This is a genomic window from Microbispora catharanthi (assembly GCF_006334915.2).
Taxonomy (GTDB): Bacteria; Actinomycetota; Actinomycetes; order Streptosporangiales; family Streptosporangiaceae; genus Microbispora; species Microbispora catharanthi.
This window is the reverse complement of the sequence record NZ_VDMA02000001.1, coordinates 458,002-472,838: the sequence shown is the minus strand read 5'-3', so window position 1 is coordinate 472,838 and position 14,837 is coordinate 458,002. Positions and strand designations below refer to the sequence as shown.

Annotated in this window: 21 protein-coding genes; 13 read left to right on the top strand and 8 right to left on the bottom strand. The window is 70.6% G+C overall.

Going from position 1 to position 14,837, the window contains the following annotated elements:
- Nucleotides 1-170: 170 nt before the first annotated feature.
- From FH610_RS02170 to FH610_RS02155, 5 genes are all read left to right on the top strand, one after another.
- On the top strand, nucleotides 171-620 hold the full coding sequence (locus tag FH610_RS02170) for a carboxymuconolactone decarboxylase family protein (protein ID WP_139572494.1): 450 nt from the start codon (nucleotides 171-173) through the stop codon (nucleotides 618-620).
- Between the two features lie 77 nt (nucleotides 621-697).
- Complete coding sequence (locus FH610_RS42660; protein WP_161627889.1) at nucleotides 698-868, top strand: hypothetical protein; 171 nt, start codon at nucleotides 698-700, stop codon at nucleotides 866-868.
- Between the two features lie 143 nt (nucleotides 869-1,011).
- A complete protein-coding gene (locus FH610_RS02165) occupies nucleotides 1,012-1,617 on the top strand; it encodes a YdeI/OmpD-associated family protein (RefSeq protein WP_205825465.1) in 606 nt (201 codons plus the stop codon).
- Nucleotides 1,618-2,224: 607 nt separating this feature from the next.
- Entirely contained in the window at nucleotides 2,225-2,740 is a 516-nt protein-coding gene (locus tag FH610_RS02160) for a DinB family protein (RefSeq protein WP_139572493.1), read from the top strand.
- Between the two features lie 449 nt (nucleotides 2,741-3,189).
- Nucleotides 3,190-4,034 (top strand): IS5 family transposase gene (locus tag FH610_RS02155; protein WP_420813645.1). Its coding sequence is split into 2 segments (ribosomal slippage): nucleotides 3,190-3,526 and nucleotides 3,526-4,034, totalling 846 coding nucleotides; the frame shifts between segments, so codons are not numbered across the junction.
- Nucleotides 4,035-4,171: 137 nt separating this feature from the next.
- Here the strand turns inward: FH610_RS02155 and FH610_RS02150 are convergent.
- The 3 genes from FH610_RS02150 to FH610_RS42650 form a co-directional block, all read right to left on the bottom strand.
- Entirely contained in the window at nucleotides 4,172-5,623 is a 1,452-nt protein-coding gene (locus tag FH610_RS02150) for an amidase (protein ID WP_139572492.1), read from the bottom strand.
- Nucleotides 5,624-5,707: 84 nt separating this feature from the next.
- Entirely contained in the window at nucleotides 5,708-5,848 is a 141-nt protein-coding gene (locus FH610_RS42655; RefSeq protein WP_161627888.1) for a hypothetical protein, read from the bottom strand.
- A 169-nt stretch (nucleotides 5,849-6,017) separates the two neighbouring features.
- A complete protein-coding gene (locus tag FH610_RS42650; protein WP_161627887.1) occupies nucleotides 6,018-6,158 on the bottom strand; it encodes a hypothetical protein in 141 nt (46 codons plus the stop codon).
- Nucleotides 6,159-6,318: 160 nt separating this feature from the next.
- On the opposite strand from FH610_RS42650, the gene FH610_RS02145 reads away from it, so the two are divergent.
- From FH610_RS02145 to FH610_RS02130, 4 genes are all read left to right on the top strand, one after another.
- Nucleotides 6,319-6,642, top strand: coding sequence for a DMT family transporter (locus FH610_RS02145; RefSeq protein ID WP_139572491.1), 324 nt, complete (start codon nucleotides 6,319-6,321; stop codon nucleotides 6,640-6,642).
- A gap of 107 nt (nucleotides 6,643-6,749) precedes the next feature.
- Complete coding sequence (locus FH610_RS42645) at nucleotides 6,750-7,418, top strand: TetR/AcrR family transcriptional regulator (protein WP_161627886.1); 669 nt, start codon at nucleotides 6,750-6,752, stop codon at nucleotides 7,416-7,418.
- Nucleotides 7,415-7,732, top strand: coding sequence for a DUF952 domain-containing protein (locus tag FH610_RS02135; protein WP_139572490.1), 318 nt, complete (start codon nucleotides 7,415-7,417; stop codon nucleotides 7,730-7,732). The genes FH610_RS42645 and FH610_RS02135 overlap by 4 nt, the downstream gene beginning before the upstream one ends.
- A 79-nt stretch (nucleotides 7,733-7,811) precedes the next feature.
- Complete coding sequence (locus FH610_RS02130) at nucleotides 7,812-8,210, top strand: VOC family protein (protein WP_139572489.1); 399 nt, start codon at nucleotides 7,812-7,814, stop codon at nucleotides 8,208-8,210.
- Nucleotides 8,211-8,235: 25 nt separating this feature from the next.
- Here the strand turns inward: FH610_RS02130 and FH610_RS02125 are convergent, their stop codons facing one another.
- On the bottom strand, nucleotides 8,236-8,943 hold the full coding sequence (locus tag FH610_RS02125) for a helix-turn-helix transcriptional regulator (RefSeq protein ID WP_167538658.1): 708 nt from the start codon (nucleotides 8,941-8,943) through the stop codon (nucleotides 8,236-8,238).
- A 26-nt stretch (nucleotides 8,944-8,969) separates the two neighbouring features.
- The gene (locus FH610_RS02120) at nucleotides 8,970-10,001 is read right to left on the bottom strand and encodes an NAD-dependent epimerase/dehydratase family protein (RefSeq protein WP_139572488.1); all 1,032 of its coding nucleotides are present in this window, start codon (nucleotides 9,999-10,001) and stop codon (nucleotides 8,970-8,972) included.
- An 84-nt stretch (nucleotides 10,002-10,085) separates the two neighbouring features.
- Here FH610_RS02120 and FH610_RS02115 point away from each other — a divergent pair, with 84 nt between their 5' ends.
- Nucleotides 10,086-10,535 (top strand): MarR family winged helix-turn-helix transcriptional regulator, encoded by a 450-nt coding sequence (locus FH610_RS02115; RefSeq protein WP_139572487.1) that lies wholly within the window; start codon nucleotides 10,086-10,088, stop codon nucleotides 10,533-10,535.
- Nucleotides 10,536-10,573: 38 nt separating this feature from the next.
- On the opposite strand, the gene FH610_RS02110 is transcribed toward FH610_RS02115, so the two are convergent.
- Together FH610_RS02110 and FH610_RS02105 are read right to left on the bottom strand one after the other, a co-directional pair.
- Nucleotides 10,574-11,236, bottom strand: coding sequence for a response regulator (locus FH610_RS02110; RefSeq protein ID WP_139572486.1), 663 nt, complete (start codon nucleotides 11,234-11,236; stop codon nucleotides 10,574-10,576).
- Nucleotides 11,233-12,420 (bottom strand): sensor histidine kinase, encoded by a 1,188-nt coding sequence (locus FH610_RS02105; RefSeq protein WP_139572485.1) that lies wholly within the window; start codon nucleotides 12,418-12,420, stop codon nucleotides 11,233-11,235. The genes FH610_RS02110 and FH610_RS02105 overlap by 4 nt, the downstream gene beginning before the upstream one ends.
- A 155-nt stretch (nucleotides 12,421-12,575) precedes the next feature.
- On the opposite strand from FH610_RS02105, the gene FH610_RS42640 reads away from it, so the two are divergent.
- The gene (locus FH610_RS42640) at nucleotides 12,576-12,719 is read left to right on the top strand and encodes a hypothetical protein (RefSeq protein WP_161627885.1); all 144 of its coding nucleotides are present in this window, start codon (nucleotides 12,576-12,578) and stop codon (nucleotides 12,717-12,719) included.
- 129 nt (nucleotides 12,720-12,848) lie between these two features.
- Here the strand turns inward: FH610_RS42640 and FH610_RS02100 are convergent, their stop codons facing one another.
- On the bottom strand, nucleotides 12,849-13,343 hold the full coding sequence (locus FH610_RS02100; protein WP_139572484.1) for a GNAT family N-acetyltransferase: 495 nt from the start codon (nucleotides 13,341-13,343) through the stop codon (nucleotides 12,849-12,851).
- A gap of 111 nt (nucleotides 13,344-13,454) precedes the next feature.
- On the opposite strand from FH610_RS02100, the gene FH610_RS02095 reads away from it, so the two are divergent.
- Both FH610_RS02095 and FH610_RS02090 read left to right on the top strand, forming a co-directional pair.
- Entirely contained in the window at nucleotides 13,455-13,778 is a 324-nt protein-coding gene (locus FH610_RS02095) for a VOC family protein (protein ID WP_139572483.1), read from the top strand.
- 314 nt (nucleotides 13,779-14,092) lie between these two features.
- Entirely contained in the window at nucleotides 14,093-14,794 is a 702-nt protein-coding gene (locus FH610_RS02090) for a 2-phosphosulfolactate phosphatase (protein ID WP_139572482.1), read from the top strand.
- The last annotated feature ends 43 nt before the right edge of the window (nucleotides 14,795-14,837 follow it).

The following is a 14,837-nucleotide window of genomic DNA, read 5'->3' as shown; positions in this document are numbered from 1 at the left end:
ACAGTCTGCTCGATAACCAGGACCGTTTCTGACCGGGTCATACCGTAACGTCGCCGGCATGGCCGAGAACACCTCGGCCGAAAAGTCCATCACGACAACGATGATCTCCGCCAAGGTGCGTTAGACGGCGGGCCCGGATGGGCGCGCGTAACCGACGAGGGGCAGGACCCATGGAAGCACGCATGAAGAGCGTGGCGAATCCCGACGTGATCACAGCGATCCAGCATCTCCACAAGGCGATTCACGCCGGTGGCGTCGACCCGCTCGTGCTCGAGCTGGTCCATCTGCGGGCCAGCCAGATCAACGGCTGCGGCCCGTGTGTGTTCGCCGGCGTCCAGTCGGCGAAGAAGCTTGGAGAGACCGAGGAGCGGCTGCACAACGTGGTCGCCTGGCGCGAGACCCCGTTCTTCACGGAGGAGGAGCGGGCGGCGCTCGCGCTGACCGAGGCCGCCACCCGGATCCAGGACGGCGCGCCGGGCGTGACCGACGAGATCTGGGACGCTGCTGCCACCCACTTCGACGAGAAACAGATGTCCGCGATCATCCTGAACATCGCAATCACCAACTTCTTCAACCGGATCAACCACACGATCCGGGAGCAGGCCGGCAAGACCTGGTGAAGGCGGGCGGGCGTCATCCGCCCAGAGTCCGCGGTGGTCGACGTGGCGAAGGACGTGATCGCACCAGTCCCGACACCGTGTACGTCGTAGAAGTACGGGCCGATGAGGCCAGTGCGAACGCCGCACTCCAATCGGCCCATGCCACCACGGCCACGCGACCACGCGTCACCGACGTGCTGGCGATGCCCACCGACCAGCCGCAACGCATCGACTTCGTCCCACTCGGCGGGGTCGGGCTCCCCGATTGAACAAAGGCCGCCCACTCGCCATGGGCGGCCCCATTGCGCAGCCGACGAATACCCCGAAGACAATAACGATCTGTAATGACGCCTCCGGTACGCGTATGCGGCGAGATCCCAAGCGACTCCCAATTGACGATCATCAGGGGCACATGACGATGAGCGACGAACTACTGGAACTGACCGTTACCGATGCCCGAGCCTGGCGGGAGTGGCTCAGCAGGCACCACGACAGCTCGGCAGGGGTGTGGCTCGTCCTCGCCAAGCAGAACACGACCCGGCCCACCAGTCTGACCTATGACCAGGCGCTCGACGAAGCCCTTTGCCACGGCTGGATCGATGGTCGGCTACGACGGCGGGATGAGATCACCTTCTGCCGGCGCTTCACCCCTCGCGGAAGGCAAAGTCCCTGGTCAGCGCGGAACGTTTCCATCGTCACCCGTCTGATCAGCGAGGGCCGGATGCATCCGGCCGGAATGACCGAGGTCGAACGCGCCAAGGCCGACGGCCGCTGGGACACGGCCTACGCGGGACAAGCCGGCATCGAGGTACCAGCCGATCTGGCCGCCGCATTGGCCGCGAAACCCCAGGCACAAGCGATGTTCGACATCCTCACCTCCCAAAACCGCTACGCCGTTCTCTACCGGATCACGAACGCCAAACGCGCCGAGACCCGAGCCCGCCGTATCACCCAGTTCGTTGACATGCTCGCCCGCGGCGAGACGATCCACCCACAAAAGCGCGCCCTCGGCAGTTGAACGCCGGACCACTCCTCTCCCCACCTCGCTCCTCCAAGCCCACGCACATGGCGGCGCGGCGTTCGGCCAGAGCCGGAACCTTACTCAGCCCCCCAAGAACCCGTCATGGGGGCAGGCTCGGCTCAACAGCGGCCGGACGCAAGGGGCGCCCAGCAGCGGCCCGGCGTGCGGGTAGCGATTGCCAGGCCAGCGGTGTCACGCCCCGCCCGACATCCACCACCAGCATCCGATACAGATCGCTGCAGACCTGCTCGGTCAACAGATCGGCCACCGTCTCATGGGTGAGGTCGGTGGCCAGGACTACCGGGACCCCGGCTACAGCGGATCCTGCTCTGGGTCGCCGCAGGGCCGATCCGGTCGCGGCAGTGGTCTGGCGGCGTTCGGGTAGGTGGATGAGGCGCCAGGCGATCAGCGGCCCGGCGATGTAGGCGGCGCCGACCAGGAGGAACGGCAGGGCCGTTCCGGCGGTTCAGCCGCGGTGACGGCCGACGCGGCGCCGATGGAGGCGATGTCGATGCCTGATCAGAACGGTCGGATGCCCCGGGGATATCGCGCACGGCCGAAAATATCCCGCGGTCCCAGGATCGCTGAAGTAGCATCGCCCCTCATGAGCATTTCCCGGGAACGTCCGCCCTTCGTCGCCGACGAACGCACCCAGCTCGTCGGCTGGCTCGACATGCAGCGCGCGATCGTCCAGTGGAAGTGCGAAGGGCTGTCGGAGGAGGACGCCTACCGGCCGGTGCTGCCCACCTCGCCGCTCATGACCATGGCGGGCCTGGTATCGCACCTGCGCTGGACCGAGCACGGCTGGTTCGAGGTGCTCTTCCTGGGCCGCTCCGCCGACGGCAACCCGCAGTTCGACGAGAGCGTGGAGAACGCCGACATGCGGATCGAGGGCGTCCCGCTGGCGCGGCTCCTCGACGAGTACGAGCGCCAGTGCCGGATCTCGAACGAGATCGTCGCCGCCCACTCGCTGGACGACGTGGGCAAGCACCCCGACTACCGCTCGGCGGCGGGGAACCTGCGCTGGATGCTGATCCACATGGTCGAGGAGACCGCCAGGCACGCCGGTCACCTGGACACCATCAGAGAGCTGATCGACGGCGAGAAGGGTTACTACTGACCGCCCCCGGAGACCGTCCGCACCACAGAGAGTGATCCGCCTCGTCCTCGCTCGTTCCGGTCCAGCGGCCCCGGATCCTCCTTCAGCTCCTGAAAGGAGCTGCGCATCCGCCCGCCGGAGCCATGTCGGAATCGGGGTCATCGCCGGGAGTCGATCCAGGGTGCGGGTGGAACTCCCGCCTGAACATCGCCTCGGCCGCACCCAGCAGCGGGAGTCCGGCACGCTTCCGGCCGGGGGCGGCTGTCTCATAGGCGAGGGCGATGAAACAGCTCTGCCGGTTCACGGACGAATGTTGATCTCCCGGTCGGCCTCGCGCAGGCTTGGCCGCCCGCGAGCGTCGTTCACGGCCGTGATGATGGCCTAAGTCCGCCGGCGCGCCGACGCGATCTCACCCCTCACCTAGGCCGTGTCTTCAATGTGATCTAGGTGCTAGATCATGACTTGGCGTGATTCGCCGGTACGAGTTGACCGATGAGGAGTGGGAGAAGCTGCGGGTTCTTCTCCCCTCCGGCCAGATGGGCCGTCCCCGGGAGGACGACCGCCGGGTGCTGAACGGGATCGTGTGGAAGATCCGCTCCGGAGCGACGTGGCGGGACATTCCCAACCGGTACGGGCCCTGGCAGAGCGTCTATACGCGCTTTCGCCGCTGGGCTCTGGACGGCACCTTCACCCGGATGCTGCAGGCCCTGCAAGCCGAGGCCGACGCCCGCGGCGACATCGACTGGCTGGTCGCGGTGGACTCAACCATCGTGCGAGCCCACCAGCACGCGGCGGGGGCGAAAAAGGGGGACCAAGCGCCGGCGAGCCATCCGATCACGCCCTCGGACGATCCCGAGGGGGACTGACCAGCAAGATTCACCTCGCCTGCGACGGACGCGGCCGGCCGCTGGCGCTCCTGGTGACCGGCGGGAACGTCAACGACTGCACCCGCCTGCAGCAGGTGCTACAGGCGATCCATGTTCCCCGCCTCGGCCGCGGCCGGCCCCGCACTCGCCCCGACCACGTGGTGGCCGACAAGGGCTACAGCTCCCGCGCCATCCGCACCTACCTGCGGCGACGCGGGATCAGCCACACCATCCCCGAGCGCGCCGACCAGATAGCCGGCCGTGCCAGGCGAGGCAGTAAGGGTGGCCGCCCGCCCATCTTCAACGCTCAGGTCTACAAGCGCCGCAACGTGGTCGAGCGCTGCTTCAACCAGCTCAAACAGTTCCGCGCCCTGGCCACCCGCTACGACAAGACCGCCACCTCATACACCGCCGTGGTCACCATCGCAGCGCTCCTGCTGTGGCTCTAACTGATCACTATGAAGACAGGCCCTAGCCCGTCCGCCGCCGATGGCCGACGCGGGGCGCGATGGCGGCATCATCGGGGGCGGCGCCGGATGGCCCGCACCGTGGACTTCCTGTGCCGGACGGATACCCGCAATACGCTCTATTTCGGTGCGCGGAAGCCGCCGATCTTCTGCTCGAGCAGTTCGGCCAGCCGCAGCGGAGTGCGGTCCTCGAACATCGGACCGATGAGCTGCACTCCCACCGGCAGGCCCTCGGGGGACCGGCCCGCGGGTATGGCGGTGGCGGGCAGGCCGGGCATGGTGGCCAGGCCGGCCCAGACGAGCTGGTCGAAGTACGGGTACTCGGCGCCGTCGATGTCGATGCGCCGTTCCAGCGGATTGGGGCTGTGGTCGTGCGGGAACGCGGGCGTCGGCGTGATCGGGCACACCACGGCGTCGAACTCGGCGAACAGCTGCCGCCAGCCGTGGCGGTGGAGCTCGCGATGGTTGTCGGCCTCCATCCAGTCGCGGTGGCTGAACACCGTGGCGCGCAGCCGCACGGCGTCAAGACTCTGGTCGTCCTCGCTCAGTCCGGCGGCGCGGGTCCGCAGCTGCTCGTACGATTCAATGGGAAAACGCGCAACGGAGCCCGAAATCAGCAACTGCATGTAGAGCGTCGCGGCTTCGGTCAGATCGGGCAGCAGCGGACTGTGCCGTTCGACGCGGGCGCCGCCGTCGACGAGCGCGTCGGCCACCCGGTTCACGCTCGCCCGCACGGCGGACCCGGTCGGAATGAGCGGATGCTCGTCGAGGACCAAGACCCGGAAGTCGCCGAGTCGCTCGTGGCGGGCGGGCGGCAGCGTCAAGTCGTGCGCCACGCCGAGCGTCAGCGGGTCCGGTCCGGCCATGACGTCGAGCAGGAGCGTGAGGTCGCGGGCGGTGCGCGCCATCGGACCGACGACGGCGAGGTCGAGGTCGACCGGCAACGGCGGTGCCGGCGGTGCGACCATGCCGCGGGTTGCCGCCAGTCCGAGTGTCGGCTTGTGCGCATAGACGCCGCAGAAATGCGCGGGGGTGCGCAGCGAACCGGCGAGGTCGGAGCCGATGGACAGCGCGCCGAACCCCGACGCCAGGGCCGCCGCCGACCCGCCGGAGGATCCGCCCGGCGTGCGATCGCGATCCCACGGATTGCGGGTGGTGCCGTAGATCTCGTTGAAGCTCTGGATATCTTGCAGCCCCAACGGCACATTGGTCTTGCCGAGCACCACCGCGCCCGCGGCCTTGAGTCGAGACACCTGCACCGCGTCCTCGGCCGGCATGTAGTTCCGGTGCGGCGGCATGCCCCAGGTCGTGGGCAGCCCGGCGATGTTGTACGACTCCTTGACCGTCACCGGAATGCCGAGCAGCGGCCGGTCCTCACCACGCGCGCGTGCCTGGTCAGCACCGCGCGCGGCGGCCCGCGCACGGTCGAAGTCCGGCACGCAAACAGCGTTGATCACCTCGTCGTCCCGCTCGATACGGGCGATCGCCTCGTCGGTCAGTTCCACCGAGCTCACTTCACCGGCACGCAATGCAGCTGCGAGGTCTTCGGCCGCCTGAAAATTCCATTCCATGGAGTTGACTCTAACGGCCTGCCGTAAACGCTTGTCCCCACACACGTCGCCCGCATCCGCCGGGAAAAGCCGAAACGGCCACCTTCACTGGCCGAAGTCACGCACTCGTTCTGCCGTCCACGATGGTCCACCCCAGGTCAGCGGGGTCGGCAGCAGGTCGACTCCATTGGCGAGGGCATGAAATGCCGCTTCGCGCAACGAGATAGACATCTCAATTTTCATCATGCATCTCTCCGGCCACCGACTATTCGCTCGGCCGCTGGCCATAGCGTGCGGGAATTGTCCAGTAAACGGGGTGACTAATTTTGAACCCGTTTTATCGAGACGGCTGGGGGTCAGCGGCCTTCGAAGCGGGCGCGGCCGGCTCATGCACCCGGACGCGCCGCGTCGGCCATCACCGCAGACCGAGGCTGGCGGCACCCGCGCCGGCAGCGCCGCCCTCCACCGTGACCTGCACGGCCATGAAGTCCATCGCGACGCGGGGAATGTCCTCGCGCCGGGGAAAACGAGCTTCCAGCTCGGAGAACTTCAGCATCAACGCGAAGCCGAGCCGCGTGACCCCGGATGAACCGCTCGCGCCTGCAGCGCACCTGCGGTCGACAAGCCTGGAGTGCCTGGTCGGCTAGCCCATGGCTTTACGGAGCCTTGCCACGTAAAATTGGGACAAGCGTACCGTTTTTATCGAAGAGGTTCCCATGGCCTGGCTCCTGCTCGTCGGCGCGATCGCCTCGGAGGTCCTGGCCACCTCCGCGCTCAAACTCAGCGAGGGCCTGACCCGCTGGGGCTGGACCATCGTGGTCGCCGCCGGGTACATCGCCTCGTTCCTCCTGCTGGCCTGGGCACTCAAGCTCCGCATGCCCGTCGGCATCGCGTACGCGGTGTGGGCGGGCACCGGGACCGCGGCGATCGCGCTGATCGGCGCGTTGTTCCTCGGCGAGCACATGAACCTTCTCAAGGCCGCCGGCATCGCCCTGATCATCGCCGGGGTCGCCGTGCTCAACCTCTCAGGCGCGCACTGACCGGGCGACACCGGTCGTTTGACCCGGCGGCGCGCGCCCGCTAAGGGTGATCCGGACGGCTCCCCGCCCGACGGCGGAGCCCCGACGATCCAGGGGAGGATCACGGCGTGCCCGATCAGGACCGGCCCGCACCCGTCCCGCCGGCGGCCCCCGCACGCGGCGTCGCGACGCGGGCCGTCTCGCCTCAGCCGCGGCGCCCGCAGGAGCGCGCCGTACGCCGCAGGGAGGCGCTGCTGGACGCGGCCGTCGACCTGCTCGGCGACGGCGGCTTCGCCGCCGTGACGCACCGCGCCGTCGCGCGCCGGGCAGGTCTTCCTCTGGCCGCCACCTCCTACTACTTCACCAGCCGCGACCAGTTGCTGGCCGAGGCGTTCGCCCTGCTGGTCGAGCGCGAACTCGCCCGAATGCGGGCGACGGTGGACCACCTGGCGGGTCGTACTCCGCTCGCGGTCGCCGAGACCCTCACCGGCGTGTACGCCGCCGACCGGCTGCGCCAGCTCGGCCTGTGGGAGCTGTACCTGCAGGCGGGCCGCGACCCGGCGCTGCAGGCCATCGCCCGCGCCTGGACCGACGGCTGCGACGACATCGTCGCCGCGGTGCTGGAAGGCGCCGGCTACCCCTGCGGGCCCGGGGAGGTCCGCTTCGTCGCCGGTCTGCTGTCGGGGCTGTGGGTGGAAGAGGTCGTCGAGGCCCGCCCCGACGGCAGGCAGCGGGCCCGGGAGGCGGTGGCCCGCGCGCTGGCCGGGCTCGGCCCGCCCGCTAGGGTCGGCCCATGATCTTCCATCTCGCGCTGGCCGCCGACTGGGACGCGGCCGTCATCACCGGCGAATACCGCGTCTCGACCCTCGGCCGGACCCTGGAGGAGGAGGGCTACATCCACGCCTCGGCCGACCTGGCCCAGGCGCGCGGCGTGGCGGGCCGCTACTACCGCCACGTCACCGAGCCCCTGGTGCTGTTGGAGATCGACGAGGACCGGCTCGGCTGCCCGGTCAGGCGGGAGGTTCCCGAAGGGACGGACGAGGCGTTCCCCCACATCTACGGGCCGATCCCCGTGACCGCCGTCACGGCTGTCACGCCCTTCTCCCACTGAGCGTCCGGCACGGGCGTCCGGAGCCGGGTGTCCGATACGTTCAAGACGGCGGTCCGGCCCCCCTCCTACCGTGGCCGTCATGGCACCAACGTTCGATCTCATCGGCCTGGTCGTAACCGACATGGCCGCCTCTCTGTCCTTCTACCGTCGGCTCGGGCTGGACATCCCGCCCTCCGCCGACACCGAACCCCACGTCGAGGTGACCCTTCCCGGCGGGCTGCGCCTGGCTTGGGACACCACCGCCACCGTCCGTTCGTTCGACCCCTCCTGGTCGCCCGCGAGCGGCGGGCCGCGCATGGGGCTCGCCTTCCGCTGCGACGGCCCCGAGGAGGTCGACCGCCTGTACGCGGGCCTGGTCGAGGCCGGATACGAGGGACACCTGCCGCCGTGGGACGCGTTCTGGGGGCAGCGCTACGCGACGGTGCACGACCCCGACGGCAACGGCGTGGACCTGTTCGCCGCCCTGCCCACCGGCTGACGGCCCAGCTCAGCAGGCCAGCTGCTCAGCGGGTCAGCGCGCCGAGGGTCACGCCGGTCAGCGACCTCACCTCACGAGACAGGTGGGCCTGGTCGGCGTACCCGGCCACGGCGGCCACCGTGGCCGGCGGCGTGCCCCCGCGGGCCAGGTCCACCGCCCGGTTCATCCTCAGGATGCGGCCGAGCGTCCGCGGCCCGTACCCGAACGCGTCCAGGCACCGGCGGTGCAGCCGCCGCTCGCCGATCCCCGCGTCGGCGGCGATCCGTGCGACCGGCAGGCCCGCGCGCACGCCTTCGACGACGGCGCCGACGAGGGCGGAGTCGACGGGGCGGGGCGCCGCGCCCAGCCGGTGCGCGGCCTCCTCCTCCAGCACCGCGCCCAGAGGAGGGCCCGCATCGGCGGCCTCGCCCGCTCGCTCCGTCAGCCGCCGCGCCTCGGCGCCCGGCCACAGGTCGGCCAGCGGCACCCTCAGGTCGCGCAGTTCGTGTGCCGGGACCCCGAAGACCACCGGGCCGGTGCCCGGGCCGAAGCGCAGCCCCACGTAGCGGGCGCCGGGCCGGTCGGTCACCACGTGCGCGGCGGTGTCCGGGCCCGCCACCAGCAACGCGCCGTCCGCCCAGATCACGTCCATGCACCCGTCCGGCAGCACGCGCCGCTCGGCGGTCGCGGAGCCGGGGGAGGTGCTCCACCACAGCACCGCGTCCGGCACACGCGACACCCTCTCCCGGTACATGCCCGGCATTATCCCGTGCGCGGCGATCAGCGGGGGTTGCCCGCCCGCAGCCAGCCGACGTAGTCGGCCACGGCGCGGTCGAGGTCGTACTCGGGGGCGTAGCCGGTGTCCTCCCGCAGCCGGGAGATGTCGAGACAGGCGTCTATGGCGGGCACGCCAGGGGAGCGCCCGGGACGCAGCGCAGGGGCCGCCCCCGGTACGGCCCTGCCGATGGCGGCGGCGACCTCCTGGTTGGCGACGGACCGGCCGCCGCCGACGTTGTAGGTGCGGTGGCGCAGCGTCGCGGTCGTCTGCAGGAGCGCGAGGGCCCGCCCGCAGTCGCGCGCGTAACACATGTCGATCGCGTCCCCCGCGTAGGAAGGCGCCGCCTCGCCTGGCACGCCGCCCTCACCGGTGGCCTGGGCTTCCGCCGCGCAGGCGGCAGGGGAGGCCGGGGAGACGCTCGCGCCGCCGTCCGCCGCCGCGTGCCGCGCGGCGGCATGGACGAGCCGGGGAGCGGCGAAGAACGGCGAGGACGGCCTGCCCAACGGGCCCCAGATCGCCCCGATCCGGGCGGCGACCACGTCGAGCCCGGATGACGCGGCGACGTCGGCGACGACTTCTGCGATCTTCTTGCCGGCCGGGATCGGATGCGGGCTCGCGACCGGCAAGGGCGCGTCCTCGCGGAGGGCCGGGTCCGCGACCCCCGCGTACACGCCGATCGTGCTCGCGACGACGACGCGGCCGGCGCCCCACTCCCGCGCGGCGCGCAGCACGGTGAACAGCCCTGCCGTGTTCGCCGACAGTTCGTCCAGCGGCGCCGACGCGCCCATCCCCGCCGCGGCCAGGTGCACGATGCCGGTGACGCGGTGACGCCTGCCGACCGCCAGGACGCTGTCGAGGTCGGTGCAGTCCATCCGCTCCACCACGGCCCGCCCGTCCCGCACCTCCCGCTCGCGCACGAGGGCCGGCGGCGGTCCCGCCGCCCGCTGGCCGAGCACACAGCGTTCGCCGAGGTCGAGCAGGGCCCGCACGGTGTGCGCGCCGATGAAGCCGCGGCCGCCTGTCACGAGGATCATCCGGATCCCTCCAAGTCGATAGCAAGCTAATGATCAGCTTAACAGTGAGATCGCTAGCAGGCAAACGAATCGTAGGATGGCCAGGTGACTGAAGTGCTGAGGCTGCTCACGCGGGCGCAGAAGCTGTTACGGGCGGCGGCGGACGAGGCCATGAGCCGCCACGGCGTGCGCGTGGGCCAGAACCTCGTGCTGGAGGTCCTGTGGGAGACCGACGGGCTGACGCCGGGAGAGCTGGCGGCCCGCCTGCAGGTCACCACCCCGACCGTCGTCAACACCGCCACCCGGATGGAGGCGGCCGGACTGCTCGTGCGGCGCCGCGACCCGGTGGACGGCAGGCTCGTCCGGCTGCACCTGACCCCGAAGGCCCGCGCCGCGCAACAGCCGATCGCCGAGGCCAGGCGCCTGCTGGCCGAACACGCCACCGCGACCCTCACCGACGAGGAGCGGCGCCACCTGAACAGCGCACTGAAGAAGATCATCGAACGGATGACCGCATCCACACCACCCCCCGGCCCCGGTGAGGACGGGCAGTGAGGAACACCCGCGTCCAGCTCCGCCGGGGGAGGACGCCATCAGCGCGGCAGCGTCACGAGCCCCATCTCGTAGGCGGAGATCACGAGCTGGACCCGGTCCCTGGCGCCCAGTTTGGTGAGCAGCCGTGACACGTGCGACTTGGCCGTGGCCACCGTGATGAAGAGGTCCTCCGCGATCTCGGTGTTCGACCGGCCGCGTCCGATCAGGGTCAGCACTTCCCGCTCCCGCTCGGTGATTCCCTCGACAGGCCGCGGGGAGCGCTCGGGGGCGGCGCCGGGGCGTCCGACGAAGTCCGCGATCAGACGGCGCGTCACACTCGGCGCGATCAGCGCGTCGCCGGCGGCGACCACGCGGATCGCCGAGAGGATGTCATCCAGCGCCATGTCCTTGACCACGAAGCCGCTCGCGCCGGCCCGGAGCGCGCCGTAAACGTGGTCGTCCTCGTCGAAGGTGGTCAGGATGAGAACGCGGGTCGTCGCCGCGCCGGCCATGATCCGGCGGGTCGCCTCGATCCCGTCCATGCCGGGCATCCTGATGTCCATCACCACCACGTCGGGGCCGAGGTCGCCGACGAGCCGGACCGCTTCGGAGCCCGTGGCGGCCTCACCGACGACTTCCAGGTCGGGGTGGTCGGCTATGAGCACGCGCAGCCCGGACCGCACCAGCGGCTGGTCGTCGGCGAGCAGGATCCGGACCGTCATCGGGCCTCCACCGCGACTTCGGCGGGTTCGGGCAGCGGCAGCCGGGCCGCTACCCGGAAACCGCCCTCGGGGCGCGGCCCGGCGCTCAGGTGGCCGCCGAGCAGGCCGACCCGCTCCCGCATGCCGACGATGCCGAAGCCCTGAGCCGGTCGGGCTGCCGATCCGTTCCAGGTGGCGCCGCACCCGTCGTCGACGACCTCCACGGACAGCTCCTCATCCCCGAAGTCGACGGCCACCCGGCAATAGCCGGTGTCCGCGTGGCGGACCACGTTGGTCAACGCCTCCTGCACGATGCGGTAGGCGGCAAGATCGATGTCGGCCGGCAAAGGACGTTGCTGCCCGCTGCGGCGCACGTCGACGCGTACCCCCGCGCCCCCGGTCGCCGCCGCCAGTTGTTCGACGTTCGCCAGGCCCGGCGAGGGGGCGAGCGGTGACCGCTCCGACCCGATCGCGCCCCCGTCGGCCTGACGCAGCGCCACAAGCGTGCGCCGAAGGCTCGACAGGGTCTGCCTGCTGGTGGCCTCGATGGTGCGCAGCGCCTCGCCGGCCTCCGACGGCTGGGTCTCGATGACCCGGCTCCCCACACCGGCCTGGATGGCGATGATGCCGATGCTGTGCGCGACCATGTCATGCAACTCCCGCGCGATCCGCAGCCGTTCCGCGGTCACGGCCTCGGCCACCTCCTGCGAACGCAGCGCCGCCGCGTGCTCGCGGCGTTCCCGGGTCAGCAGACCGGCCATGCAGGCCGCGGCCATGGCCAGGAGGGCGATCACCCCGTTGGCGATCAGGTCCCCCCCGTACGTGAAGCCGCCGATCACCAGGAGTTGCACGGTGAAAGACACGGCCACGGCGACGATCGAAGCCCATCGCGCGCAGGTGGCGACGACGAAGCCCAGGACGAGGTCCACTGCCAGATACGACAGGAACTGGCTCGGATACGACGCCGTCAGCCTCTCATAGGCGGAGCTCGACGGGCCCACGACCACGGCGGTGAATCCGATGAGCGTCATCGCCAGAGCCGACAGCGGCATCCGCCGCACCATGCCGGCGAGCAGGCTCGCGGCCAGCAGGGAACCGGCGGCGTGGACCGTGCCCGGCGCCCGCGGCGCGCCCCACACCAGCAGACCCACCATGAGGAGGTAGGAGGCGCCCCCCGCCCACGCCATGGCCTTCGTTCTCGTCATCGGCGGTGTGCCCTCCCGGGAGCAAGGCCGCGGTAGGCGACGCGCGCAGCCAACGGGGTGGCCGTTACGGGGTCCATGCCCCGAGGCTAACCGGCCGTCGCCCACGCGGCATCGGCCCGGGGACGTACGCCCAGGGGCCAACCGGGCCCGCGCGAGTGCCGCCCACGGCGCCCTTCCACCGCCACCCGCGCGGCCCGCGGCACAGCGCCGCGGTCCCCGGCTCCTGGATCGTGTACGTGCTCGGGCCGCTGATCGCGGTCGCGCTCGCCGTGTTCGTGGTGAGGCGCCGCGACGTGTGAGCGTGCCTCCGAGGCGCACCGACGGGGTGGCTCGATCCCGATCGTCGCGGCCACGGGCGCGCACGCGCTGCAGACGCGCAGGAACGGCGTCGCCGGCATCACCCGTGCGAGCGACCGGGGGAGCAGTGGTCACCCTTCGCCGACGCCCTTGGCCATGACGTACTTGCGCAGGCCGGGGTCACGCGGATGGACTTCGTATTCGCCCGTGCCGTGGAATCCGAGCCGCCGGTAGACGCGTTCGGCCGAATGGTTGCCCGAGATGACCCACAGCTCCACTCGGGAACGTCCTGTCTCGCGCGCCCAGGCCACCACCTCCAGTGCCAGCCGCTCGGCGATCCGCCCGCCTCTGAGCCGGGGACGCACCCACATGCCGAAGAGTTCCACGGCCCCGGCCCGGTCTGCCGGGACACGCCCCGCGGCCACCCCCACAGGCACGTCCGCGTCGAAGGCGGCCACCTTGACACCGTCCCCGGTCCACGCCCGCCACCGCGCCTCGTCGTAGGCCCGCTCCTCCTCCAGGTCTCCGTGGAAGATGCCGGGCGCGTCGGCGAGTGCCGCCAGACGCAGACGGCGCCAGGTACGCCAGTCCTCACCGCTGAGACGGCGTATGACAACCGGGCTCATGCTCGCGTCCCCTCGCCTTCCTCGGAAGATCCTCCTTCTGCCATGGTCGAGATCCGGGCCGGCCTGGACAACGGGCCCGGACATGATCGATCCGTACGCCGAGAGGGAAGTATGAGCATTCGCGTGGGTGGCGTGGTCATCGACGCCAACGACCTCGACGGGCTGGCCGGGTTCTGGAGCCGGCTGCTGGAGCGGGACATCACCCGTCGTGAGGACGACTGGATCAGCCTCGGTCCCGATCTGGCCCTGCAGCGGGTCCCCGAACCCAAGACCGTGAAGAACCGCATCCACCTGGATCTGGTCACCGATGACTTCGCCGACGCGGTCGCCCGCGCCGCCGCGCTCGGAGCCACCCCGGCGGGGGAGATGCACGAGGATCTCTGGCAGGTCTGGCGGGATCCCGAAGGCAACGAGTTCTGCGTGTGCGTGTCCTGAGCGGCCCTGTCGCGGACCTGTCGGGCCGGTTCGAGCTGGACATGAACAGCCGCCTGGAGTTGAAGCTGACAGCCACGGCCGTGGCGGTGCCCGGCCCGCACGGGCGGCAAGGCGAGGCGGTGCCAGCCGCGGGATGTGACGCCGAATGAGTGGAGGTTCCGCCCCCGGCGTCGTACGTGAGCGCAGCGCGCCTTGTGCGCGCAGAGACCGTGTGCGGATGACCGATGCGGCGATTGAGCAGGCGTGTCGTTGTCCCTGCTTCCCGATGCAGGAAGCCGGAGATGTCCCATTCGGGCCTGTGTGATCATCACCGGATGGACATTCGTTTCCTCGGCATCGCCGAGCTGGTCGAAGCCCCGTCCACGGCGGTCGTAGTCGACGTCATGCGTGCCTTCACCGTGGCTGCCTGGGCCTTCGCCCGGGGAGCGGAAAAGATAGTTCTCGCTGAGTCGCTGGACGAAGCCCTGGCGCTCAAGGCTCGCCACCCGGAGTGGGTGGCGCTCAAGGACGGTCCGCCCGCGGCCGGGTTCGACGCCGTCAACTCGCCGGGCCTGCTGCGATCCGTTGACCTTGGCGGGCGGACCGTCGTGCAGAAGACCACGGCAGGGACGGTCGGCGCCCTTGCGGTCAAGGAGGCGTCGCTCGTGCTGTGCGCCGGGTTCGTGGTGGCGGAGGCGACGGCTCGGCTCTTGCGGACACGTGAGTGCGGCAGCGTCACCTTCGTGGTCACCGGCGACGACGGACGCGCCGATGAAGATTTGGCGTGCGCTCAATACATCGCCCGGAGGGCCACCGGGGCCGGGGCGGACGCAGTTGAGTTCCTCCGCCGCGCCGGTGAGTCACGCGCCGCCGCCGAGTTGGCGGAGGGCGTGCGTCAAGGAGCCCATCCCGATGATGTCGCACTCTGTCTTGAACTCGACCGGTTCCCCTTTGCCATGGTGGCGGCCTTGGAGGACTCCCTCATGGTCCTCCGCCCGTGCGCCGTGCCCTCGTTGGCCGACGAGGCTTCGATCTGATCGCCGGTGAGGTCCGGCCCTCGCCACCGCCCGGGCACGCGGC

Bases quoted from the DNA above. Each gene is read 5' to 3' on its own strand.
- FH610_RS02170 (WP_139572494.1), top strand. From the start codon at position 171: ATGGAAGCACGCATGAAGAGCGTGGCGAATCCCGACGTGATCACAGCG.
- FH610_RS02165 (WP_205825465.1), top strand. From the start codon at position 1,012: ATGACGATGAGCGACGAACTACTGGAACTGACCGTTACCGATGCCCGA.
- FH610_RS02160 (WP_139572493.1), top strand. From the start codon at position 2,225: ATGAGCATTTCCCGGGAACGTCCGCCCTTCGTCGCCGACGAACGCACC.
- FH610_RS02150 (WP_139572492.1), bottom strand. From the start codon at position 5,623: ATGGAATGGAATTTTCAGGCGGCCGAAGACCTCGCAGCTGCATTGCGT.
- FH610_RS42655 (WP_161627888.1), bottom strand. From the start codon at position 5,848: ATGATGAAAATTGAGATGTCTATCTCGTTGCGCGAAGCGGCATTTCAT.
- FH610_RS42650 (WP_161627887.1), bottom strand. From the start codon at position 6,158: ATGCTGAAGTTCTCCGAGCTGGAAGCTCGTTTTCCCCGGCGCGAGGAC.
- FH610_RS02145 (WP_139572491.1), top strand. From the start codon at position 6,319: ATGGCCTGGCTCCTGCTCGTCGGCGCGATCGCCTCGGAGGTCCTGGCC.
- FH610_RS02135 (WP_139572490.1), top strand. From the start codon at position 7,415: ATGATCTTCCATCTCGCGCTGGCCGCCGACTGGGACGCGGCCGTCATC.
- FH610_RS02130 (WP_139572489.1), top strand. From the start codon at position 7,812: ATGGCACCAACGTTCGATCTCATCGGCCTGGTCGTAACCGACATGGCC.
- FH610_RS02125 (WP_167538658.1), bottom strand. From the start codon at position 8,943: ATGTACCGGGAGAGGGTGTCGCGTGTGCCGGACGCGGTGCTGTGGTGG.
- FH610_RS02120 (WP_139572488.1), bottom strand. From the start codon at position 10,001: ATGATCCTCGTGACAGGCGGCCGCGGCTTCATCGGCGCGCACACCGTG.
- FH610_RS02110 (WP_139572486.1), bottom strand. From the start codon at position 11,236: ATGACGGTCCGGATCCTGCTCGCCGACGACCAGCCGCTGGTGCGGTCC.
- FH610_RS02105 (WP_139572485.1), bottom strand. From the start codon at position 12,420: ATGACGAGAACGAAGGCCATGGCGTGGGCGGGGGGCGCCTCCTACCTC.
- FH610_RS02100 (WP_139572484.1), bottom strand. From the start codon at position 13,343: ATGAGCCCGGTTGTCATACGCCGTCTCAGCGGTGAGGACTGGCGTACC.
- FH610_RS02095 (WP_139572483.1), top strand. From the start codon at position 13,455: ATGAGCATTCGCGTGGGTGGCGTGGTCATCGACGCCAACGACCTCGAC.
- FH610_RS02090 (WP_139572482.1), top strand. From the start codon at position 14,093: ATGGACATTCGTTTCCTCGGCATCGCCGAGCTGGTCGAAGCCCCGTCC.